Below are 21,629 nucleotides of genomic sequence, written 5' to 3' on the forward strand. Positions count from 1 at the left end.
GATGCGCGGTCTAGCCTGATGGGCGTCCGTTCACAATCCCCGCCGGCAGCGTCAGGCGCCACCGCTGGCACCCCCTTCGCGGGGGGCTTCATCTTTGTCCAAATACTCCGGGGAGTGTGAGGGGCAGCGCCCCTCATCCCGGTTTCCCTGTTCGGGCGATCGCCCTCAGAGCGCCGCTTTCAGCGCATCGACAAGATCGGTTTTCTCCCAGCTGAATCCGCCGTCGGCGTCGGGTTCGCGCCCGAAATGCCCATAGGCCGCGGTCCGCTGGTAGATCGGCCTGTTCAGTTGCAGGTGCTCGCGAATACCCCGGGGGGTCAGGTCCATCACCCGGGCGACCGCGTTTTCGATCGCCGCGTTCTCCACCTGCCCGGTGCCGTGGGTATCGACATAGATCGACAGCGGGCGCGACACGCCGATGGCATAGCTCAGCTGCAGTGTGGCGCGGTCCGCCAGCCCTGCCGCGACGATATTCTTCGCCAGGTAACGCGCCGCATAGGCGGCAGACCGGTCGACCTTGGTCGGATCCTTGCCCGAGAACGCACCGCCGCCATGCGGCGCCGCACCGCCATAGGTGTCCACGATGATCTTGCGCCCGGTCAGCCCGGCATCCCCGTCGGGGCCGCCGATCACGAATTTTCCGGTGGGGTTCACGTGCCACTCGGTCTGCGCGGTCAGCCAGCCATCGGGCAGGATCTCGGCGATATAAGGTTCGACGATCGCACGGATATCGTCGCTGCTCAGGTCCTCGTCCAGATGCTGGGTACTCAGAACAAGCGAGCGCACGCTCACCGGCCGACCATCCTCGTACATCAGCGAGAGCTGGCTCTTGGCATCCGGGCCAAGCGCCGGTTCGGTGCCGTCCTTGCGCACCTCGGCCAGGCGCCGCAGGATCGCGTGGGCATACTGGATCGGCGCCGGCATGAAGGCCGGCGTTTCGTTGGTGGCGAAGCCGAACATGATGCCCTGATCGCCCGCGCCCTCTTCCTTGTCGGCGGATGCATCGACACCCTGGGCGATATGCGCCGATTGTTCGTGCAACAGGTTGGTAATGTCGCAGGTCGCATAATGGAACTTGTCCTGCTCATACCCGATATCGCGAATGCAGTCCCGCGCAATCTGGTCGATGCGGCCCATGTAATCGTTCAGCTTGTTCTGATCGCTCAAGCCGATCTCGCCGCCGATGACTACACGATTGGTTGTGGCAAATGTTTCCGCGGCGACCCGGGCCTCGGGCTCCTCCGCCAGCAATGCATCAAGAATGGCATCCGAAATGCGGTCGCAGACCTTGTCCGGATGGCCCTCGGAAACCGATTCCGAAGTGAAAGTATAATTGTTACGGGACATGAATAGTGCTCCATTGGGGGTTATCCCGCCACGCCAGGAAGCCGTTGTGACGGATTTTGTCGGGTTAAGGCGGCTGGCCTAAGAGGTCAACTGCCTAAACAGCTTTTATTTTTCGTGAATTTCCCCAAAGACCGACCAGCCCGATCAGCAGGACTCCCAGAACCGGCCAGTCCCCGATGCGCGAATACAGGGTCGCCGGCAGGGGTTGGGGCAGTTCCGCATCGATGAATCCCGCCTCTCCCAGGGGGAGGCTTTCGACGACACGGCCCCATGGATCGATCATCGCCGAGATCCCTGTATTGGCCGCACGCACCATCGGCAGACCCTGTTCGATGGCACGCATGCGGGCCTGTGCCAGATGCTGGTAAGGACCGGCGAATTCCCCGAACCAGGCATCGTTCGTCACTTGCAGCAGGAAATCCCCGCGCCCCGCACCGCTCTTTGCGTCCTCGGGAAAGACAGCCTCGTAACAGATCAGCGGCAGCCCCCGGCCCAGCCTTCCGAAATCCAGCAGGACCGGGCCCGGACCGGCGCTGTACCCATCGCCCTCCTGCGCGGCGAATCCGCGCAATCCGAGCCGGGCAGCAAAATCGCCACCGGGGAAATACTCGCCGAAAGGAACGAGATGGTGTTTGTCATAGATTGCGGCAACGTCCCCGCCCCCATCCAGTTTCACCAGAGAGTTGAAATGGCGTGATCCGTCGCGGCGCTGGATCCCGACGGCCAGTGGCGTTCCCTGCGCCGCCTCCGACATACGCGCAAACGCCTCGGCCGCATAGTCGAGCAGGACCGGAACCGCCGTTTCCGGCCAGACCACGAGATCCGGTTGCGGTGACGCAGCGGTAAAGTCGATCTGGCGCTGAAAGAACGCCGGCATATAGTCCGGGTCCCATTTCTGATGCTGCGGGGCGTTGGGCTGAACGATCCTGACCGTCCCGGTCGTGGCGCTTTCCGCCGGCACCGTGCGGGCCAATCCCAACCCCACCACCGCCAGGATCAGAGCCGGCAGGAACGACATCAGTCGCATGACGGGATGGCGCCGCGTGACCAATGCGAGCCCCGGCAACAGCGCCGCCATCAGGGTCAGCACACCAAGCCCCTGCGGCCCGATCCAGGCAAGGGTGAGGCTCACCGGCGTCTCCACCCAGATCTGCGCCAGCCCCGCCCAGGGAAACCCCGTGAGCACATAGGCCCGCGCGAATTCTGCGAGCGAAACAGTCATGATGAGCGCCGCGACACGCATCGGGCCGCTGTGCCCGAGCCGCGCCGCTGCCCAGAATGCCGCCGCCCAGAACAGCGCCAGACCGCCCGACAGCAAAACCAGAGCAAAGGGCGCCATCCAGCCATGACGGGCCACGTCCACCAGAAATGGCTCGACAATCCAGATCAGCGCGTGCGCGAAATAGCCGGAGGCCAGTGCCCAGCCCAGCCATGCCACCCGTCCCGGCGTATCGACCCCGTGCAAAATCCACGGAACCAGCGCCAGCGCAACCATTGTGATCGCCCAAAATCCGTAGGGCGCAAGCCCGAGCGCGGCCAGCGCCCCGAGCCCTGCCGCCACCAGCATCCGGAGCGGCAAGCCACGGGGCGGTGCGATCATACGGCGTGCTCTGGCAGACGTATGCGCAAACGCTTGATGCGGCGCGGATCGGCGTCGATCACCTCGAATTCCGGGCCTTCGGGATGGGGCACCACCTCGCCGCGCGCGGGCACCCGCCCGGACAGCATGAACACCAGTCCCCCCAGCGTATCGATTTCCTCTTCGTCGACCTCGTCGCTGTCGGTCAGCGAGCGACCGATCTCGGCCTCGAAATCCGCCAGCGGCGTCTTGGCGAGGGCAACATAGCACCCGGGCTTTTCCTTGACCCAGGGGCGGTCCTCGTCGGTGTCGTGCTCATCCTCGATTTCCCCGACCACCTGTTCGATCAGATCCTCGATAGTCAGCAACCCGTCAACGCCGCCATATTCGTCGATCACCAGCGCCATGTGGCGCCGTTCCGTCTGCATCTTGGTCAGCAACACCCCGATCGGCATCGACGGAGGCACGAACAGCAGCGGCCGCAGCATCGAACCCAGGTCGAAATCCGATGTTTCGCCATTGAACCCGTGGCTGAGCGCGAAATCCTTGAGATGCACAAATCCCAGCGGGGTGTCGAGCGTGCCCTCGTAGACCGGGATGCGCGTCATGCCGCTCTCGCGGAACTGATGCACCAGTTCGTCCTTGGAGATCGTGTTGGCGACGGCGACGATATCCGCCGTGGGTATCGCGACATCCTCGACCCGCATGCGGCGCAGGTTGATCATGCCCCGCGATTCGACCGCCTCGCCACCTGCCGATGTGGCCGGTGTTTCCTCGGGGGGCGAAAACGCCTCGATGATGCGTCCGAGCAGGCCGGGGCGCTCTGCCTCTTCCTGCTCATCGGTCTCATGTCTCGCGGAAAGTTCCGTTTCGTCCTGTGGCTGCGCGCGCTGCGCCGCGCTAGAACTGCCGTCTGTGTCGTCCATCGTTCCTATCCAAATGGGAGCGCTCAGGCCCCGTCTTTTTCCCAATATGGGTCATCAATACCCAACTTGCCAAGTATCTCGACTTCGCAGCCTTGCATCAAGGTGGCATCGGGGTCACGAATGTGGTCATAGCCCAGAAGATGCAAGAGACCATGAACGATCAGATGTGTGACATGATCGCTCACCGGTTTTCCCGCTGCCTTCGCCTCGCGGGCACAGGTGTCGTAGGAAATCGCGACATCGCCCAGTTCGATCTCGCCAAAGACATCTGCCCGGGGCATGGCGGGCAACCCGCCCGGCTCCGCAGCCGCCAGATCGGTCGCAGGCCAGCTGAGCACATTCGTCGGCACCGGCTTGCCGCGAAACCCGGCGTTCAATTCGGCGATTTCGGCATCGTCGGTGGCAAGGATTGCGAGCGAGACCGCCTCCGCGTCAAGGCCCAGCCGCTCGAAGGTCGCCCGACCCGCCATCCCGGCGATCGCCTCAAGATCAATGTCCGACCATCGCGCGGATTTCTGGTGGATCTCGATACTCATGCAGGTCTCGTTATTGACGTCACGCCGGCAACAGGCCCGGAATATCCTATGCTTTAGACTGATTGCAGGGACCAAGACCAGCCCTTTGCACAGCATGCTCCAATGCGCGCCTACCTGTAAATCCTGCATCGGGCAGGAAAACGGTTGTCATAGTCCCTTCGGGCGCACTAAGCTCATCCAAAGGTTGCATTTGATTGTGAATTACCCCGTTGTTTTGCGCCTCGCGCCGCAAACAAGCGATTGTATGGAATGACAGGTTTTGCCGGACACCGTTTCGGCGCACGAGAAGGACAAGTTTCGTATGCCCGGTACAGAACTATCCACGAAGCAGATCGCGTTTCTTGACAGGTTCATCCTCAAGGGCTGGTTCACCGGAAGCAAGAACAAGAAGACCACCGACGCCTATACGCGCTATGTCGAGGTGGAACAGACATTCAAGGACGCGCTGCTTGCCTTGCCCGGCGACGACCCGAGGGTCAAAGAACTGGGCGGTCGCGCCGCCGGTCCGATGGCGAAGAAGAATGCCGGCGACTTTGACGGTGCCCGCGAGGTTCTTGCAGCGTTGATCCCCTTAGTCGGTCAACTACGCCAGACGATTACCTCGGAACATGCGAAAGCGGTTACCTCGGAACATACGCAAGCGGTCACGCAGTTTGACACCGTGTTGGCCGATCTGCCGGACGCGGACCCACGTGTGAAATCCATCGTCGCTCGTGCCGACGGGCCAAAAACCGCCGCCCCTGCCGATATGCCCGCGGCAATGGACGCGCTCAAGCAGCTTGGCGATGAGGCAGCCGAACTCGGGCCGGTCATGGTGGAGGAACACGCCGAAGCGGTGCGCCAGTTCCAGCAGGCGATCAAGGTACTGCCAGCCGATGATTCGCGGATCAAGCTGATCCTCGACAAATCGGTCGATCCGATCGGCAGGACCACCGCCAGGGAAAGCTTTGCCGCGATCAAGACACTGACCGATCTCAAGACCGAAATCGAACAGGCCAAGCAGGACATCGCCGCCGACAAGACCCGGATGCTGCAGAGGATCACCCAGTTGGCGGATCCCGGCGGGGCGTCTCCGGATGAAAAGGAGGCGATGGAGGCTGAACGCAACCGGGTTACGGCGGCAATGGCTGCCGACTGGCCGACTCCGGACGATTTCGCCAAGGCCCAACTGGCCTGCGACGCGCTTGCGAAACTGGTGCGCACCTCCGAAAAGCTATCCGCACTGGCAACCAAGTCTCCCCAAGCGGCTGCGAAAGCCCGCGAGGTCGTTGCGAGCTTTGATGCCATTATCGGCGACAGACCGGTGACAGCCGAGTGGATTGCCGAGATCGAGGAAGACATTGAAGAAGCGCGCAAGCATGCGTCCGACGCAATTTTGGAGTGGAACAAGGCCAACGCCCTGCCGGGAGACACCCCGCAACAGGTCAAGGCAAAGGAACTGGCGATCGAGGCCGCGCTGGCCGATTACCAGGCGGCGCAAAACAAAGAGGAAGCCGCACGCAAGATCAACAACGCCATCATCGGCAAGGAAAAGCTGTCGCAATCCCTCGCCTTCGGCCCGCTTGCCCCTGATGCCGGCCGCCCGTTCAATGACGGTTCGGCCGAGAAGCTGATTGCCGCCTATCAGAAAGACCCGCTGCTGGCCGACAGCGCCGCCGCCCTCGCCCAAAGGTCAAGAGATCCCGACCAGATCGCCCATGTGATCGAACCGATGTGCAACCTCGCAGCGTCTGGATTCGCGGCCAATGGAATGGATATGCGCGATGACCGAGCCCGGAGCTATGCCGAGAACCTGTTGAAATCCGGCGATCATATCGGTCCGGATTTCTATGACGGGCTGAACAGCTATCTGGAATCCGGCCGCCAGTTTGAAGAGAATCCGCTTGGGCCGCTGCCCAAAACCTTCTCGGAACTGGCCACGACGCGCAGCAAGGCGATCGGCGGTGCCATGCTGGCCGACGACGGTACGTTCGACCCCACATCGGACAAGGCGAGGAACGCCATCAACGACCTGATGTATCATCCCGGTATCCTGAGAAACGCCACGCCATCGCTGGCCCTGCATGCGTTCGAAACCCAGAAGGCATTGCAGGACGCCAAAACGAAAAAAGCCTGTGCCAAGGTAATCAACGGGATGAAGGCACCCACCGGACAGGCGGGTACGGGGCTGGTTTGTAAAACCCTTGGTGTCGGGCCGCCGATAACGGACGCAGATGCCCGACAGGCCGCGCTCGCCGCGTTTTTCACGCCTATGGACCAGGGACCGGTCGGGTCCTGCTTTACCACCGCTCCCGCCCGCAGGTTCCGGCACGAAAATCCCGCAGAAGCGCTGAAAGGCTTTGCCGAGATTGCAAGCCAAGGGACGTTCACATCGGCAGGCGGTCTCAAGGTGCCGGCGGTGACAAAGCTGAACGACGGTGGAAATCCGTTGGTGCAAAGCTGGGAATTCAGCGTCGCCTCGGCAGCCGCCACGCAGACCGGCAGCCGCGAGCGCAAGGCACTGCGCGGAAACCTGCTTGCGCCCGACGGTCTGGGCAAGGTGATCGAAACGGTCGGGGGAACCGACAAGCGCAAGCAGGAGGCCGCGAGAGCCAAGCTCACCACGGCTATCGCGACGGATTTCAACTTTTACTACGATCCGACGTCGGAAATAACGGATTCGAACGACGGTTCTTCATCGAAGGGGCGCTATCGCATCCAGCCGGTGGATGATTTCGGCGCGCCGCGGGGGGGGCCGATCACCACAAAAGAAGAGTTTATCAAAGAGTTGACCGACTCGGCGCTCAAGGCTCTGTCAGTGAGCAAGACCTCGGATGAAGGCAAAGCAATCATCGCCCATATACAGTCGAATACCTTTATCGACGCGGTCTGTCGCGGCAAGTACAAGCCATGGGAGCTGTCATCGGGTGGATTGGAGCGCGACCCCACCAAGGCGCTGTTCGGCGGCGATCCCCAAACCAAAACGTTAGTCACCAAGGTCTCCAATCCCAAGGCTCCGCCAAATGAGGGTGCCCGCACCAAGGAAGTTCTGACGGCTCTTGTGGACATGGTCACGGGCAGCACTGACCGGTTCATCAATATCGGCACCAGCGGCATCCATTCCTTCAACGCCTTGCCCACCGCAAAGAGCCGCCCCGGCGAACATTCGATGCAGGATCTGCACGGTTCGACCCCAAGTCGAACAGCCAGAAATATCCAGAGAAAGGTCATCGATCCGGGCAAGAAGATTTCGGACACCGCACTTTCGGTTGAGCGCGCGGCCCACATGTTCGACAAGAAGATCAACGCCATGCTGGCCAACGAAACGGACGATGCATTGCGCCAGGAGTTGGAGAGAGACGCCGAGCCGCACCGTCCCACCGCCGATGCAAAGCCCGAAGCGATCCTCGCCGCCGTTACCAAAGCTACCAAGGAATTCGACAAGAAAAGGGCCCGCCGCACCGCCGACAAATGGAAGGCCGAACAGGAAACCCCGCAGGATCGGGTCGACACCTGGAAGCGGGAGCAGGAAAAAACAGGGGTCACCGTTTCCGACACCGAGCTTGCCGACAAACTGCGCGCAGAACAATTGGCGGCGAGGGATGCGTATGACAAGAAGTTGGCCGACATGGAGAAGGCATACGCGAGGCGCACGAACAACTCCCTGCTTAGCGAACTCGCCAACAATCTGGGCAGTCCGCAGGTCATGGTGGCCGACACCAACTGGGGTGATGAACGGACCCATACCTTTTTCGTGGCGATGCCCGATCCCACCACTGGCGAGCTCAGGCTGTGGAAACGCACCGAGCCCGGCGGTGACTTGGCGCCGCTGGACCGAAAATGGATCGATACGGAATGGGACAGGACCGAATGACAATCCGCGACGAAACGGCATAGCAAGAAGGACAGAGAATGGCTCAGGATCCGCAGATATTGCTTTCGTTCGATGACGAAGGTGACGCAATCGTCATCGTGGACGACACGGAAGCGGGCGACGCGCGCACGCTGCTCGAGCTTGCCCCCGATCTGAAGGAACCGGGCAAGGCCCTTCAACTCGCGCAGGCGCTCAACCACCTCGCACATGAACAGACATTTGCCGTCATCGAAGACCCGGCGGCTTTTGCCGATTGGTACAAAAAACGCCTTGCCGAAGAAGACACCGATGCCGACTGGGTCGAGGGAACGTACCAGCTCAGCAATTACGCCACCCCGGATTTGACCGCGATTGAGGCCCCCAGGATCAGTGGCGATACCCTTACCTTTTTCGCCATAAACCGCCAGCTTGGCGCGATCTATGTGGTCAGCGCCGGCCTCGGGGGGGACACGCTCACCCCGGATTACGAACCGATGACCAACTGAGGGGGCGGACTTTCAGCCTCATGCGTCGGCGCGCGCCGCAGGCATAAATCCGCAGCATCGCCTGCATCGTCCCGACGGCGGGTCCGTCGATGGCGCAAAGTCGGCCCCCGATCTTGCCACGTCTCCCGATACCTATAGAAGAGCCACGGCGCTATCTTCACGAAGGTTCACGGAGAAAACGATATGACCCGAATTGTCTGCATTGGCGAATGCATGGTCGAGATGGCACCCACCAACACCGAAGGATCCTATCAGATCGGCTTTGCCGGAGACACGATGAACACCGCCTGGTATCTGTGCCAGTTGCTGGGCAGCGCCCATCAGGTCGATTACCTGAGTGCGGTTGGGCAGGACGCGATCTCGGATCGGATGCTGGCTTTTCTGGAGGATGCCGGTATCGGGATCGGTTCGATTCAGCGTCTGCCCGAATTGACCGTCGGCCTCTACATGATTCAGTTGCAGGACGGCGAGCGCAGTTTCAGCTACTGGCGTGGGCAGAGTGCCGCGCGGCTGCTGGCCAGCGATCCCGCGCGGCTTGCGGCGGCGCTGAACGGGGCAGAGATCGCGTTCTTTTCCGGCATCACGCTCGCAATTCTTCCGGACGATGATCGCGCGCGGCTGCTGTCGGCGCTGGCCACGTTCCGTGCCGCCGGCGGGACAGTGGTGTTCGACCCGAACCTGCGCCCGCGCCTGTGGGAGAGCCCGCAAACCATGACCGCCAGCATCTCCGCCGCCGCAGAGGTCAGCGACACGGTGTTGCCCTCGCACGAGGATGAGGCGACATGGTTCGGCGACGCCGACCCCGACGCCACCCTCGCACGCTATCTGAAGGCCGGGGCACGCACCGTGGTGGTCAAGAACGGACCCGGCGAGATTCTCATTTCGCATGACGGTACGGTCTCGCGCGTGCGTCCGGTGGCTGCCGCGACAGTGGTCGACACCACCGCAGCCGGAGATTCCTTCAACGCCGGTTTCCTCGCGTCGCGTTTGTCGGGGAAACCGATCGATCAGGCCGTTATCGACGCCGCTGCGCTGGCCGGGCGGGTCATCCAGTCACGTGGCGCGCTGGTGCCCTGCGCCGGCTAGACACGATCCGCCCGCACGACAGGCGAGAGTTCCGGCGATGCGCGCCTGCTGCGAAAACCCGTAACTTGCCTCTACCGTCCCGGCGAGCGGCAGGATAATCTTGGCGCATGATTTTGCGCCTTTTTCTGATCCTCGCTCTCGTCAGTTCCTGCGGTCGTCCGCTCACTGAAACCGAAGCGGCTTTCATTCGCGGCCTGCAGGGAGAAGAGCTCGATACCTCCCGCGTGCGGATCGTCAGAGGCGCGCCGGTTGCCGCTGTCACCTTTCGCCGCAAGGCCCGCCCGCGCGTGGCCTGCCGCGAGCGCATCCTTCCTCCGGTCAAGGAAGAGATCGTGACCACCAAGCCCGCCGCGGTTGCCTTGTTCAACCACGTCTATTTCGTCAAGGACTGGTATCTCGACGATTACATGCGCGACTATCCCGAGCGCCTGTATCTCGTGCAATCGATGCTGCTGGCGCATGAGATGACCCATGTCTGGCAATGGCAGAACCGCGCGCGCACCGGGTATTCACCGCTGCGCGCTGCGGCAGAACACGGCAGCGTCGACGATCCCTACCTGTTCGAACTGAATGACGTTCCCGATTTTCTGAGTTACGGCTACGAACAACAGGGCGCGATCGTGGAGGAATATGTCTGCTGCCGGGCGCTTGCCCCTGATGCCGCGCGCACCAGGCGTCTGCATGACATGCTGAGCGGTGCTTTTCCGGTGTCCGACCTGCCCGCATCGCGCGAGAGCGATGTCTATCTGCCCTGGCGGGACGCCGAGCTTGCGGGGATCTGCTCTTAGGGCGCGGGGCCGTGGCTCGCTCCTGATCACCGAAGCGGGCAGAGCCCGGTTCAGACCTCGGTGAGCCTGCCGTTCTCGAGCCTGAGAACCCGGTCCATGCGCGCTGCCAGCTCCAGGTTGTGCGTTGCGATCACCGCGGCGAGGCCGGTATCGGCCACCAGCGCCATCATCGTGTCGAACACCTGGTCCGATGTTGCCGGGTCCAGGTTGCCGGTCGGCTCGTCCGCCAGCAGCAGGCGCGGCGCGTTGGCCAACGCGCGACAGAAGGCGACGCGTTGCTGTTCCCCCCCGGACAAGGCCGCCGGGCGATGATCCGCCCGCGCCGCGATCCCGACACGATCAAGAAGCTGAAGCCCGCGCTCGCGCGCCTGTCTCTCGGCGACGCCGTTGGCAAGCTGGGGCAGCACGATGTTTTCCAGCGCCGAGAACTCGGGCAGCAGGTGGTGAAACTGGTAAACAAAGCCGATATCACGCCGCCGCGCCGCCGTTCGCGCGCGATCGGATTTGCCGGTAAGATCGACGCCGCCGATCCGAACCTCGCCCCGATCCGCAACATCCAGCAGTCCCGCGATGTGCAAGAGTGTCGATTTGCCAGCCCCGGACGGCGCCACCAGCGCAACCGCCTCGCCCTTGCCGACATTCAGGTCAAGATCCTGCAAGACGCGGATTTCCGCAGGCGATCCGGCTCCGTAGCTCTTGAACAGCCCCTGCAATTGCAACACCGGATCATTCATAACGCAGCGCCTCGACCGGGTTCATCCGCGCCGCGCGCCGGGCCGGGAACAGGGTGACGAGAAAGGACAGCCCGAGCGACAGGGCCACCGCCGACAACACATCTCCCAGCCTGAGTTCTGCCGGCAGACGGTAGATGCCCCGGATCGAGGGATCCCAGACCCCGCCGCCCATCACGTAGTTCACGAACGAAAACAACGGGTCGATATAGATTGCGAAGAGACATCCCAGAACGACCCCCATCACCGTGCCGATCAGGCCGGTGAACGCGCCGCAGATGAAGAACACCCGCATGATCGAGCCTTCGCTCAGCCCGATGGTGCGCAGGATCCCGATGTCGCGCCCCTTGTTCTTGACCAGCATGATCAGCCCGGACACGATGTTCATCGCCGCGATCAGAACGAGAATGGACAGGATGATGAACATCACGTTGTCTTCGACTTCGAGCGCGCGCAGAAAACCGCCCGCCGAGTCGCGCCACGTCCAGACCTGCGCCCGATCTCCTGCGGCGCGCAGAATATCAATGGTCAGGGCGTTTACCGCTTCGGGGTCTTCAACCATCACCTCCAGCTCGTCTGCCACGCCCTCGCGGTTGAAATAGGATTGTGCCTCGGCAAAGGGCATGTAGACGCGGGTCCGGTCGATATCGTAGCGCCCTGCCGAAAAGACATAGACGACCTCATAGGCGTTTACGCGCGGGCTGGTGCCGAACGCGGTCTTCACCCCGTTGGGCGAGGTCAGCTTGATCGTATCCCCGACGCCCGCGCCGATGGCCCGCGCCACTCCCGATCCGATCGCGATGCCGTCGTCAAAGCGGGTCAGGTCGCCGGCGGCCTGTTCGGATTGTGCGATGCCCGGCAACGATTCAAGGTCCTCGCGGGAAATGCCAAAGATCTCGGCCCCGGAACTCCCGTCACGCAGGCTGATAAGGGCCTGCCCCTTGATCAGCGGCGCCACCCGCGTCACGCCGGGCACCTGCGCGACGCGTTCGGCCCAACCCTCGTAATCTTCTATCGTGCGATCAATCTGTCCCTGTGGCCCGACGCGGCCGACATCATAGACCGTCACATGGGCATTGGCCCCCAGAATGGTGCCGACAAATTCGGTGCGAAAGCCCGAGCGCACCGCCAACGTCGCGATCAGCGCGAAAACGGCGAGCGTGATACCGATCAGGCTGATCCATGTCATGACGCTGACACCGCCTTCGGCACGGCGGGCACGCAGATAGCGCCACGCGATCATCCATTCGAACCGGGCAAAGGGGGCGGGCGTTCTGGCCATGTCGGCTCCTGTCTGCAATCGACGAACGGATACACCGGCAAGCCCCACAGTCAACCCCGCAGGGAAAACGGGCAATTGATTGTCGTCAGGCGATTGCGTAGCAAGGGCAGGAACTACAGATGGGTGCGCCTTGACCGTCATTTCCCTTACCTCGATTCCGCCCCGGTTCGACATGCTGCAACGCACGCTGGCCGACCTGCTGAAACAGACGGCCGAGATTCGGGAAATCCGGGTCAATATTCCGCGCAGCTATCGTCGCTTCCCCGAGGGCAGCTTTTCGCTCCCCGAGGTGCCCGAGGGCGTGCGCATCGCCCGGACCGAAGAGGATTACGGGCCAGCGACCAAGCTGCTGCCCGCGCTGACCGAACTGGCCGGCACCGATGAGCCGATCATCTATTGCGACGACGACCGCACGACGTCGGTTCACTGGGCACAGGACTTGATTGAAGCCGCTCGCGTCTATCCCGGACTCTGCATTGCAAATTCAGGATGGGATCTAGATAAGCTATCTTTTTATCTAACACGTGAACCTGATATGTCTCGAAGAGCTGTGATGTTAAGGTCCCGTTATGACCTTCCTTATCGAGGGCGGCGCTTATGGCAAAAAGTTAATGAACTTTGCCAAGGCCGGAGTCTGCCGAAACCCTACCGAACGTGGAACTTTCGCCGCGAAGGACTAATTGACGTCATGGAAGGCTGCGGCGGCGTACTTATCAGGCCAAGGTTCTTCACAGAACAAGTTTTTTCAGTGCCCGAAAAGGTTTGGACCGTTGACGATATTTGGCTGTCTGGGATGGTAGCAATGAACGGGATCGGAATTTGGGGACACAACGGTCTCATGCCAAACGAGATCCCCGGCGCCGAGGACGAGGCCCTATCTAACAGCACAATAGAAGGGCTAGACCGCCAACAAGCCAATCGCGAATGCGTCCAATACATGCAACGCGAATTCGGGATCTGGCAGACGGGCTGAAGCGCGCTCACGCGCTCAGGTTGTCCCAACTGCGCCAGGGCTGCATTCGACGCAGCAATGTCTTGACGAAACTGTGACGCGCCGCCCGGCGCACCGCCGGCTTGTCCAGATTGCCCCGAAAGATCCCCCACGACACGCGCAGGGGCAATTGCCCGATACGCACCCAGTTCAGGCATTGCTCGTCGCTGTAACGGGACATGTCCACAAATGGCGCATAGTTCTTGCGCCAGACCCGCGCCACTTCGGCTCCCGTTCCCATCAGATCGGCCGACAACCCACCCCGTCGAAACACCGCGATGGGCACCAGCATGGCACAGCCCCTGAGGCCGCGCAGGAAAATCCGCAGGGTCATGTCGTAATCCGCGACAATCCTGAATTGCAGGTCATGCCCGCCCATTTCCAGAAACACCTTGCGCCGGATCAGTGTCGAATTGTGACAGAACGGAATGCTGCGCAGCATGCTGTTTGTGGTCACGCGTCTGGCGTGAAACGTACTGCCATCGGTATTGACGTATGTGGTCTGCCCGAAAGCATAATCCGGATCGTCGCTGGCCAGTTTCTGCTGAACCAGCGCCAGCGAATCCGCGCGTTCAATCAGGTCATCCGAGTTCAGAAAGATGATATAATCACCACTGCTGGCGGCGACCGCCTTGTTCATCGCGTCATAAAGGCCGCTGTCCGGTTCGCTGAAGAAGCGTACGGGCACCGGTGCCCCGTCCTGTTGCAGCGTGGAGATCTTTTCCTCTATCAGGGCCTGGGTGCCGTCGGTCGACGCGCCGTCCCAGATGACATGTTCCAGACCTCTGGCGCTCTGGCCCTGAACACAGTCCATGACCTCCAGAATGGCGTCCCGGCGCCCGGCGTCGATCAGGTTCCAGGTTACCGTGATGACCGAGATCGTCGGCGCGGCCCCCATCGTTCAGACGGTCTTGCCATAGATCGCAGCCACCTTGGCGACGGCCTGCTCGGGTGGCAGTTCCTCGCTCTCGCCGGTGCGGCGGCTGGTCAGTTCGACAACCCCGTTCTTGAGCCCGCGCGGCCCGACGGTGATGCGCCAGGGCAGGCCGATCAGGTCCATGGTGGCAAACTTGCCCCCGGCCCTTTCGTTGCGGTCATCATACAAAGGTTCCAGCCCAAGCGCGGTCAGTGACGCGTAAAGCGCCTCACAGGCTCCGTCGGCCTCTTCGTCACCCTGTTTCAGATTGACGATCCCGCAGTGGAACGGCGTCACGCCCTCGGGCCAGATGATACCCTTGTCATCATGGCTCGCCTCGATGATCGCCCCCAACAGGCGCGAAACGCCGATGCCGTGGCTGCCCATATGCACCGGAACCTGCTTGCCATCCGCAGTCTGCACGGTCGCGCCCAGAGCTTCGGAATATTTGGTGCCGAAATAGAAAATCTGCCCGACCTCGATGCCGCGCGCCGTCCGGCGGCGGGCTTCGGGCACCTTGTCAAACAGCGCCTCGTCATGGGTTTCGTCGGTGCGGGCATAGCGACTGGTGAATTCTTCAAGGACCGCCTGGCACTGCGCCACATCGTCATAATCGATGTCGCGGTCGCCGAATTTCAGGTCGGTGATCTCGCTGTCATAGAAAACCTCGGATTCGCCGGTCTCTGCCAGCACGAGGAATTCATGTGTGTAGTCGCCGCCGATCGGGCCGCCATCCGCCCGCATCGGGATCGCTTGAAGCCCCATGCGCTCATAGGTGCGCAGATAGCTGACAAGGTGGCGATTATAGGCGTGCAGCGCGTCCTCCTTGGTCACGTCGAAATTGTAGCCATCCTTCATCAGGAACTCGCGCCCCCGCATCACGCCAAAGCGCGGGCGGATCTCGTCACGGAATTTCCACTGGATGTGATACAGCGTCAGCGGCAGATCCTTGTAGCTGCTCACATGGCTGCGGAAAATGTCGGTGATCAGCTCTTCGTTGGTGGGACCGTAAAGCATGTCGCGGCCATGCCGGTCGGTGATCCGCAGCATCTCTTCGCCGTAATCGTCATAACGCCCGCTTTCGCGCCACAAATCCGCCGATTGCAGGGTTGGCATCAGCATCGGGATATGCCCCGCGCGCACCTGCTCTTCATTCACGATCTTTTCGATATTGCGCAACACCTTGTGGCCCAGCGGCAACCACGAATAGATACCGGCCTGCGCCTGCTTGATCATGCCAGCGCGCAACATCAGCCGGTGGCTGACGATCTGGGCTTCCGCGGGGTTTTCCTTGAGAACGGGCAAAAAGTATCGGGACAGGCGCATGTGCGGTCTCTTCATGGAACTCGGTTTATCGCGGTCTATGCCAAAGCGCCGGCCCAGGCAATCAACCAATGCGCGGCCAAATCGGCGAAGGGCGCAGTTTTTCAAGGCAGAAAGCCATTTCACCGGCCCCATCCCCAGCCGCCCCTTGAAACCGGTCGGCCTATGGGCGATGAGAGATGCCAACGCAAGCAAGGGCAACGCATGACACTGCCAGTCAGGGATCAACTGAAATACTGGGGCATCGCAATGGCGATCTTTGCCGTTGTGCTCTGGTTCCTTGGTGACGTTCTGCTGCCCTTCGTGATCGGCAGCGCCATCGCCTATTTCATCGATCCGGTGGCGGATCGTCTTGAACGTCTCGGCCTGTCGCGGGTGGCTGCGACCGCGGTGATCACGATCTTTGCCCTGCTTCTTGCGGTTCTGCTCGGTCTTCTGGTCATTCCGACACTGATTTCGCAGTCGATCGATCTGATCAACATCATGCCGCAGCTCTTCCAGGACCTGCAGACATTTGTCATCACGCATTTCCCGTCCCTGCTGGTCGAAGGGTCGAGCGCGCGGGAAGCGCTGAATACCATTGGCGCGGCGATCAAGGAGCGCGGTCCCCAACTGATCGAGTCGGTTCTCGGATCCGCGCTGTCGTTCCTCAATATCGTGGTCCTTCTGGTCGTGGTTCCGGTGGTGTCGGTCTACATGCTGCTTGATTGGGACCGGATGATCGCGCGGATAGACTTTCTTCTGCCCCGTGAGCACGCCCCGACCATCCGCAGGCTGGCCGGTGAAATCGACGAGACGCTGGCGGCGTTCATCCGTGGCATGGGCACCGTGAGCCTGATCCTCGGCACCTACTACGCCATCGCGCTGATGATGGTCGGGCTGAACTTCGGGCTGGTCGTTGGCGTCGTTGCCGGGCTCGTAACCTTCATTCCCTACCTCGGCGCATTGATCGGCGGATCGCTGGCCATCGGGCTCGCCATGTTTCAGTTCTGGGGCGACTGGGCTTCGATCGGGCTCGTTGCCGGGGTCTTCGTGCTGGGGCAGGTCGTCGAAGGCAATTTCCTGACGCCGAAACTCGTCGGCGACTCGATCGGGCTGCACCCCGTGTGGCTGCTGCTCGCCCTGTCGGTGTTCGGCGCGCTGTTCGGGTTCATCGGGATGCTCGTCGCCGTGCCGGTATCGGCGGCTCTTGGCGTGCTCGCGCGCTTTGCCGTTGATCAATACCTGCAAAGCCGCCTCTACAGTGGCGAGTCGGGCCAGGACGCGCAGTAGCATGGCCGAACAGCTGAGCTTCGACTTGCCAGCCATGCCGGTTCTGGGGCGGGACGATTTCTTCGTGTCGCCGGAAAACGCGATGGCGGTTGCGATGATCGACGCCAGCGACAGCTGGCCCAATGGCAAGCTGGTGCTGTCCGGCCCGTCGGGCGCGGGCAAGACGCATCTGACCCATGTCTGGGCTGCCGCAAATGACGCCGAGATCGTCACCGCCGCTGACCTGCCATCGCGCGACATCCCGGCGCTGGCAAAGTGGTGCGCGGCGGTCGAGGACGTGCCCCAGATCGCAGCGGACACAGAGGCGCAGAACGCGCTCTTTCACCTGCACAACCTGATCCTGTCGCAGGGCAATCGCCTGTTGCTGACCGGACGGGGCGCGCCCAACCTGTGGGCTCTCACGCTGCCTGACCTGCAAAGCCGGATCGACGGAACCACGCATATCGCATTGCTCGCGCCCGATGACAGGCTGCTGGCGGCGGTTCTGGCCAAGCTCTTTGCCGATCGGCAAATCACGCCAAAGCCGGATGTCATCCCTTTTCTGCTGTCACGCATGGACCGGTCTTTCCGCGCCGCAGAGGACATCGTGCGCCGTCTCGACAAGGCAGCATTGTCCGAACATCGCACGCTATCACGGCGACTGGCTTCCGAGTTGCTTGGCGCGCCGGAGCGGAAAGAATAAAATGGACACATACCTGTCACTCAACTCGGTTAGCGGCACCCCCATGACAAACGCCAACTTTCTCGATTCGCCCTTTCCCGAACCCGTCGAACTGCCTGATTCTGACCTCACCGGACCCGGGCGGTTTCACAATCGTGAACTCAGCTGGCTGGCGTTCAACTGGCGCGTTCTGGAAGAGGCCGAGAACCCGCGCGTGCCGCTTCTGGAACGGCTGCGCTTTCTGTCGATATCGGCCAAGAACCTCGAAGAATTCTATACCGTCCGTGTCGCCGGCCTGCGCGAACTGGCCCATGCGGGCAACACCACGCCCGCGGCGGACGGGCTGACGCCCGCCGAACAGCTTGTCCTGATCAACGAGGACGCGCGCAACCTCATGCAATCGCAGCAACGGGTGCTGACCCAGCTGGAACCGGCCCTGGAGGCGGCGGGGATCATCGTCGTCACCCGAGAGGAACTCACCGACTCGGACAAGACCTTTCTCGCCGACGTATTTCTGAACCGGGTCTTTCCGGTTCTTTCGCCCCTGGCCATCGACCCGGCGCATCCCTTCCCCTTCATCCCGAACACCGGTTTCTGTCTGGCGCTGCAACTGGAGCGGACACGGGACAAGCGGGTGCTTCAGGCGTTGCTGCCGATCCCTCACCAGATCGACCGGTTCGTCGCGCTGCCGTCCGAACCGGGCGAGCAACGTTTCCTGCTGCTCGAAGAACTCCTGCTCGAGAATATCGGCAGCCTGTTCCCCGGCTACAAGCTCAAGAGCCATTTCGAATTCAGGGTGCTGCGCGACAGCGACCTGGAAGTCGAGGAAGAGGCCGAGGATCTGGTGCGCGAATTCGAAGTTGCGCTCAAGCGTCGTCGCCGGGGCGAGGTTGTCCGGATGACGCACTCTGCCGGCGCGCCCGAAGAGTTGAAATCCACGGTGATGAGAGAACTTGGTGTCGAGACCGCAGAAGTCGTCGAGATCGAAGGCATGATCGGCATTTCGGATCTCGACGAACTCGTTCTCGACAGCCGCCCCGACCTGTTATGGCCCTCGTTCACCCCGCGCGTTCCCGAACGGGTCAGCGACCACGACGGCGACATGTTCGCCGCGATCCGGAAAAAGGACATGCTGCTGCACCACCCTTACGAGACCTTCGACATGGTGGTGCGTTTTCTCATGCAGGCGGCCCGCGATCCCGATGTGGTGGCGATCAAGCAGACGCTTTACCGCACGTCCAAGAACTCGCCCATCGTCGAGGCCCTGTGCGAAGCGGCGGAAGACGGCAAATCTGTCACCGCGCTTGTCGAACTGAAGGCGCGGTTTGACGAAGCCGCCAATATCCGTCAGTCGCGACGCCTCGAACGGGCCGGCGCGCATGTGGTCTATGGCTTTCTCGACCTGAAAACACACGCTAAGATCAGCACGGTGGTGCGCCGCGAGGGCGATAACCTCGTCACCTATACCCATTATGGCACCGGCAACTATCATCCGATCACGGCGCGCATCTATACCGACCTGTCGCTGTTCACCTGTGACAGGGCACTCGGACGGGATGCAACCAAGGTGTTCAATTTCCTGTCCGGCTATGCGCAACCCGATCAGCTTGAGAACCTGGCGATTTCGCCGCTGTCCCTGAAGCAGCGCCTGCTCGAGATGATCGAGGCCGAGATCGACCACGCCAGCGCCGGGCGGCCCGCGGTGATCTGGGCCAAGATGAATTCCCTGATCGACAGCGAGGTGATCGACGCGCTCTATCGCGCCAGCCAGGGCGGCGTGAAGATCAGCCTTGTCATCCGTGGCATCTGCGGCTTGCGCCCGGGGATCAAGGGATTGTCCGAGAATATCCGCGTCAAATCGATCATCGGGCGCTTTCTGGAACATTCGCGCATCGTGTGCTTTGGCAATGGCCACGGCCTCCCCAGCAAGCGTGCCCGGGTTTTCATCTCTTCGGCCGACTGGATGGGTCGCAACCTCAACCGCCGCGTCGAGACATTGGTTGAAATCGAAAACGCCACGGTCAAGGCCCAGATCGTCAGCCAGGTGATGGCCGCAAATCTCGCCGATGTCGCGCAATCCTGGATCATGGATCCCGATGGCAGTTCGACCCGCGCAACCGTGACCGAAGGCGAATTCGCCTTCAACTGCCATCGCTTCTTCATGGAAAACCCATCCCTGTCCGGCCGTGGATCGGCCGGTGCTTCGGATGTGCCGAAATTGACACACACCGATGAAGCAACGGGCAATTGACGCGTCCCGTTGCTTCCCGCATCCTGACCAGGGATCAGCCGGGGGAAGCATGAGTACCGAAGACGTCGCAGGCAACCCCGATTGGGATCCCTTTGGCCGCCCCCTGTTCGACAGCCCCAGCGCCCGCGCCCTGTCGCGCGTCGGCGTCGTAGACGTCGGTTCAAACTCTGTGCGACTCGTCGTTTTCGATGGCGCGGCGCGCAGCCCCGCCTATTTCTACAATGAAAAGATCATGTGCGGTCTGGGCGCGGGCCTTTCTCAGTCCGGATGCCTGAACCCCGATGGCCGCGTACGGGCGCTGGATGCCATTCAGCGCTTTCAGCATCTGGCGCGCGGAATGAACCTGCCCCCTCTTACCGCCGTCGCCACGGCGGCGGTACGCGATGCACAGGACGGTCCGCAATTCTGCGATGAAGTGCTGCGCAAGACCGGACTGCGGATCTGGGTGATCGACGGAGAGGAAGAGGCCCGGCTCTCGGCGCAGGGCGTTCTGCTCGGGTGGCCGGGATCATACGGCCTGGTCTGTGATATTGGCGGTTCGAGCATGGAGCTCGCGGAGATTTCCGGCGGACGGGTCGGCAAACGGGTAACATCGGCCCTCGGCCCGCTGAAACTGGCAAGTGTCAAGGGCGGTCGCGCGGGACGCAAGGCGCATATCAGGGACGTGATGGGCCAGCTCGCGGACACGATGGGACCACAGCCCGACCGCCTGTTCCTGGTGGGTGGCAGCTGGCGGGCGATTGCCCGCATCGACATGCTGCGCCGCGACTACCCTTTGCATGTGCTGCACGAATACCGGATGCGTCCCAAGGACGTGCGCGCCACGGTCAAATTCATTGAAAAGAACGATCCGGACTGGCTGCGCAGCAACGCCAACGTGTCCTCGGCCCGGATGGCGCTGGTTCCGATGGCGGCGGATGTATTGGCGAGACTGGTGAACACGTTCAAGCCCAAGGATATCGCGGTATCGAGCTATGGCATCCGCGAGGGGTTGCTTTACGAGCAGATGCCGCAGCGGCTGCGCGACCGGGATCCGCTCATCGAGGCCTGCCATTTTGCCGAAGCCAAGGACGCCCGCTTTCCCGGCTTTGGCGACACGTTGTTCAAATTCATCCTGCCGCTGTTCAAATCGGCCCCCGATTCACGCAAGAGGCTCGTCAAGGCGGCCTGCCTGCTGCACGACGTCAGCTGGCGCGCGCATCCCGACTATCGGGCGGAAATCTGCTTTGACAATGCCACGCGGGCCAATCTCGGCGGTCTCAAGCATTCGGAGCGGGTGTTTCTCGGCCTTGCCCTGCTGCATCGGTATCGCAACAAGCGCGAAGGCACGCGATTCGAAGACATGTTCGAGCTGATCGACGAGGGTGATCAACTCCATGCCGAGATCCTGGGCAAGGCGATGCGGTTCGGTGCGATGCTGCTGATGCAGGAGGGCGAGTCGATGAGCAGCCTGAAATGGTATCCCAAACGCCGTCTGCTCGAATTCCGCCTCTCCAGGGACTCGCAGGATCTCTATGGCGAAGTGGCGCAAGCGCGCATGCAGTCTCTGGTCTCGTCACTTTCCGCCGAGTTGAAAGTGATCGATATCAACTGAACGGCAAT

17 protein-coding genes and 1 riboswitch are annotated in these 21,629 nt (G+C 61.9%); of the genes, 9 read left to right on the forward strand and 8 right to left on the reverse strand.

Annotation, left to right across the window (positions count from 1 at the left end; genetic code table 11):
• Positions 1-165: 165 nt before the first annotated feature.
• The 4 genes from metK to ybeY all read right to left on the reverse strand — a co-directional run bounded on the left by metK (position 166) and on the right by ybeY (position 4,388).
• Entirely contained in the window at positions 166-1,347 is a 1,182-nt protein-coding gene (gene metK / locus AB9K34_RS23610; RefSeq protein WP_369957174.1) for a methionine adenosyltransferase, read from the reverse strand.
• Between the two features lie 6 nt (positions 1,348-1,353).
• A riboswitch (SAM-SAH riboswitch) is annotated at positions 1,354-1,403 on the reverse strand.
• A gap of 38 nt (positions 1,404-1,441) precedes the next feature.
• A complete protein-coding gene (gene lnt, locus AB9K34_RS23615; protein WP_369957175.1) occupies positions 1,442-2,947 on the reverse strand; it encodes an apolipoprotein N-acyltransferase in 1,506 nt (501 codons plus the stop codon).
• The gene (locus AB9K34_RS23620) at positions 2,944-3,852 is read right to left on the reverse strand and encodes a transporter associated domain-containing protein (RefSeq protein WP_369957176.1); all 909 of its coding nucleotides are present in this window, start codon (positions 3,850-3,852) and stop codon (positions 2,944-2,946) included. The genes lnt and AB9K34_RS23620 overlap by 4 nt, the downstream gene beginning before the upstream one ends.
• 23 nt (positions 3,853-3,875) lie before the next feature.
• A complete protein-coding gene (gene ybeY, locus AB9K34_RS23625) occupies positions 3,876-4,388 on the reverse strand; it encodes an rRNA maturation RNase YbeY (protein ID WP_369957177.1) in 513 nt (170 codons plus the stop codon).
• A 301-nt stretch (positions 4,389-4,689) separates the two neighbouring features.
• On the opposite strand from ybeY, the gene AB9K34_RS23630 reads away from it, so the two are divergent.
• From AB9K34_RS23630 to AB9K34_RS23645, 4 genes are all read left to right on the forward strand, one after another.
• A complete protein-coding gene (locus AB9K34_RS23630; RefSeq protein ID WP_369957179.1) occupies positions 4,690-8,241 on the forward strand; it encodes a hypothetical protein in 3,552 nt (1,183 codons plus the stop codon).
• A 38-nt stretch (positions 8,242-8,279) separates the two neighbouring features.
• Positions 8,280-8,726 carry a hypothetical protein gene (locus AB9K34_RS23635; RefSeq protein WP_369957180.1) on the forward strand — a complete coding sequence of 149 codons (447 nt, stop codon included), beginning with the start codon at positions 8,280-8,282 and terminating at the stop codon, positions 8,724-8,726.
• 183 nt (positions 8,727-8,909) lie between these two features.
• Positions 8,910-9,812: a sugar kinase gene (locus AB9K34_RS23640; protein ID WP_369957181.1), complete on the forward strand. Its 903-nt coding sequence runs from the start codon at positions 8,910-8,912 to the stop codon at positions 9,810-9,812.
• Between the two features lie 107 nt (positions 9,813-9,919).
• Positions 9,920-10,600, forward strand: a complete 681-nt coding sequence (locus AB9K34_RS23645; RefSeq protein ID WP_369957182.1) for a hypothetical protein — start codon at positions 9,920-9,922, stop codon at positions 10,598-10,600.
• Positions 10,601-10,650: 50 nt separating this feature from the next.
• Here AB9K34_RS23645 and AB9K34_RS23650 read toward each other — a convergent pair whose 3' ends face one another.
• A complete protein-coding gene (locus AB9K34_RS23650; protein WP_369957183.1) occupies positions 10,651-11,334 on the reverse strand; it encodes an ABC transporter ATP-binding protein in 684 nt (227 codons plus the stop codon).
• Positions 11,327-12,613: a lipoprotein-releasing ABC transporter permease subunit gene (locus AB9K34_RS23655; protein ID WP_369957184.1), complete on the reverse strand. Its 1,287-nt coding sequence runs from the start codon at positions 12,611-12,613 to the stop codon at positions 11,327-11,329. Before AB9K34_RS23655 ends, AB9K34_RS23650 begins: the two co-directional genes overlap by 8 nt.
• Before the next feature lie 130 nt (positions 12,614-12,743).
• On the opposite strand from AB9K34_RS23655, the gene AB9K34_RS23660 reads away from it, so the two are divergent.
• Positions 12,744-13,586: a hypothetical protein gene (locus tag AB9K34_RS23660; RefSeq protein WP_369957185.1), complete on the forward strand. Its 843-nt coding sequence runs from the start codon at positions 12,744-12,746 to the stop codon at positions 13,584-13,586.
• Between the two features lie 7 nt (positions 13,587-13,593).
• Here AB9K34_RS23660 and AB9K34_RS23665 read toward each other — a convergent pair whose 3' ends face one another.
• Together AB9K34_RS23665 and proS are read right to left on the reverse strand one after the other, a co-directional pair.
• Positions 13,594-14,502 carry a glycosyltransferase family 2 protein gene (locus tag AB9K34_RS23665; protein ID WP_369957186.1) on the reverse strand — a complete coding sequence of 303 codons (909 nt, stop codon included), beginning with the start codon at positions 14,500-14,502 and terminating at the stop codon, positions 13,594-13,596.
• A gap of 3 nt (positions 14,503-14,505) precedes the next feature.
• Complete coding sequence (gene proS, locus AB9K34_RS23670; RefSeq protein ID WP_369957188.1) at positions 14,506-15,846, reverse strand: proline--tRNA ligase; 1,341 nt, start codon at positions 15,844-15,846, stop codon at positions 14,506-14,508.
• Between the two features lie 201 nt (positions 15,847-16,047).
• Here proS and AB9K34_RS23675 point away from each other — a divergent pair, with 201 nt between their 5' ends.
• The 4 genes from AB9K34_RS23675 to AB9K34_RS23690 are packed head-to-tail and all read left to right on the forward strand — an operon-like array spanning position 16,048 to position 21,621.
• Complete coding sequence (locus AB9K34_RS23675; protein ID WP_369957189.1) at positions 16,048-17,115, forward strand: AI-2E family transporter; 1,068 nt, start codon at positions 16,048-16,050, stop codon at positions 17,113-17,115.
• Position 17,116: 1 nt separating this feature from the next.
• A complete protein-coding gene (locus AB9K34_RS23680) occupies positions 17,117-17,797 on the forward strand; it encodes a DnaA ATPase domain-containing protein (RefSeq protein ID WP_369957190.1) in 681 nt (226 codons plus the stop codon).
• Positions 17,798-17,840: 43 nt separating this feature from the next.
• A complete protein-coding gene (locus AB9K34_RS23685) occupies positions 17,841-20,027 on the forward strand; it encodes an RNA degradosome polyphosphate kinase (protein WP_369957192.1) in 2,187 nt (728 codons plus the stop codon).
• A gap of 49 nt (positions 20,028-20,076) precedes the next feature.
• Positions 20,077-21,621 carry a Ppx/GppA family phosphatase gene (locus AB9K34_RS23690; protein ID WP_369957194.1) on the forward strand — a complete coding sequence of 515 codons (1,545 nt, stop codon included), beginning with the start codon at positions 20,077-20,079 and terminating at the stop codon, positions 21,619-21,621.
• Positions 21,622-21,629: the final 8 nt, after the last annotated feature.

It is taken from the genome of Sedimentitalea sp. XS_ASV28 (genome assembly GCF_041224545.1).
Lineage (GTDB): Bacteria > Pseudomonadota > Alphaproteobacteria > Rhodobacterales > Rhodobacteraceae > Sedimentitalea.

What these genes read in the sequence shown, in the direction of transcription:
- metK (WP_369957174.1), bottom strand. Translation starts at nt 1,347, where the DNA reads ATGTCCCGTAACAATTATACTTTCACTTCGGAATCGGTTTCCGAGGGC.
- lnt (WP_369957175.1), bottom strand. Translation starts at nt 2,947, where the DNA reads ATGATCGCACCGCCCCGTGGCTTGCCGCTCCGGATGCTGGTGGCGGCA.
- AB9K34_RS23620 (WP_369957176.1), bottom strand. Translation starts at nt 3,852, where the DNA reads ATGGACGACACAGACGGCAGTTCTAGCGCGGCGCAGCGCGCGCAGCCA.
- ybeY (WP_369957177.1), bottom strand. Translation starts at nt 4,388, where the DNA reads ATGAGTATCGAGATCCACCAGAAATCCGCGCGATGGTCGGACATTGAT.
- AB9K34_RS23630 (WP_369957179.1), top strand. Translation starts at nt 4,690, where the DNA reads ATGCCCGGTACAGAACTATCCACGAAGCAGATCGCGTTTCTTGACAGG.
- AB9K34_RS23635 (WP_369957180.1), top strand. Translation starts at nt 8,280, where the DNA reads ATGGCTCAGGATCCGCAGATATTGCTTTCGTTCGATGACGAAGGTGAC.
- AB9K34_RS23640 (WP_369957181.1), top strand. Translation starts at nt 8,910, where the DNA reads ATGACCCGAATTGTCTGCATTGGCGAATGCATGGTCGAGATGGCACCC.
- AB9K34_RS23645 (WP_369957182.1), top strand. Translation starts at nt 9,920, where the DNA reads ATGATTTTGCGCCTTTTTCTGATCCTCGCTCTCGTCAGTTCCTGCGGT.
- AB9K34_RS23650 (WP_369957183.1), bottom strand. Translation starts at nt 11,334, where the DNA reads ATGAATGATCCGGTGTTGCAATTGCAGGGGCTGTTCAAGAGCTACGGA.
- AB9K34_RS23655 (WP_369957184.1), bottom strand. Translation starts at nt 12,613, where the DNA reads ATGGCCAGAACGCCCGCCCCCTTTGCCCGGTTCGAATGGATGATCGCG.
- AB9K34_RS23665 (WP_369957186.1), bottom strand. Translation starts at nt 14,502, where the DNA reads ATGGGGGCCGCGCCGACGATCTCGGTCATCACGGTAACCTGGAACCTG.
- proS (WP_369957188.1), bottom strand. Translation starts at nt 15,846, where the DNA reads ATGCGCCTGTCCCGATACTTTTTGCCCGTTCTCAAGGAAAACCCCGCG.
- AB9K34_RS23675 (WP_369957189.1), top strand. Translation starts at nt 16,048, where the DNA reads ATGACACTGCCAGTCAGGGATCAACTGAAATACTGGGGCATCGCAATG.
- AB9K34_RS23680 (WP_369957190.1), top strand. Translation starts at nt 17,117, where the DNA reads ATGGCCGAACAGCTGAGCTTCGACTTGCCAGCCATGCCGGTTCTGGGG.
- AB9K34_RS23685 (WP_369957192.1), top strand. Translation starts at nt 17,841, where the DNA reads ATGACAAACGCCAACTTTCTCGATTCGCCCTTTCCCGAACCCGTCGAA.
- AB9K34_RS23690 (WP_369957194.1), top strand. Translation starts at nt 20,077, where the DNA reads ATGAGTACCGAAGACGTCGCAGGCAACCCCGATTGGGATCCCTTTGGC.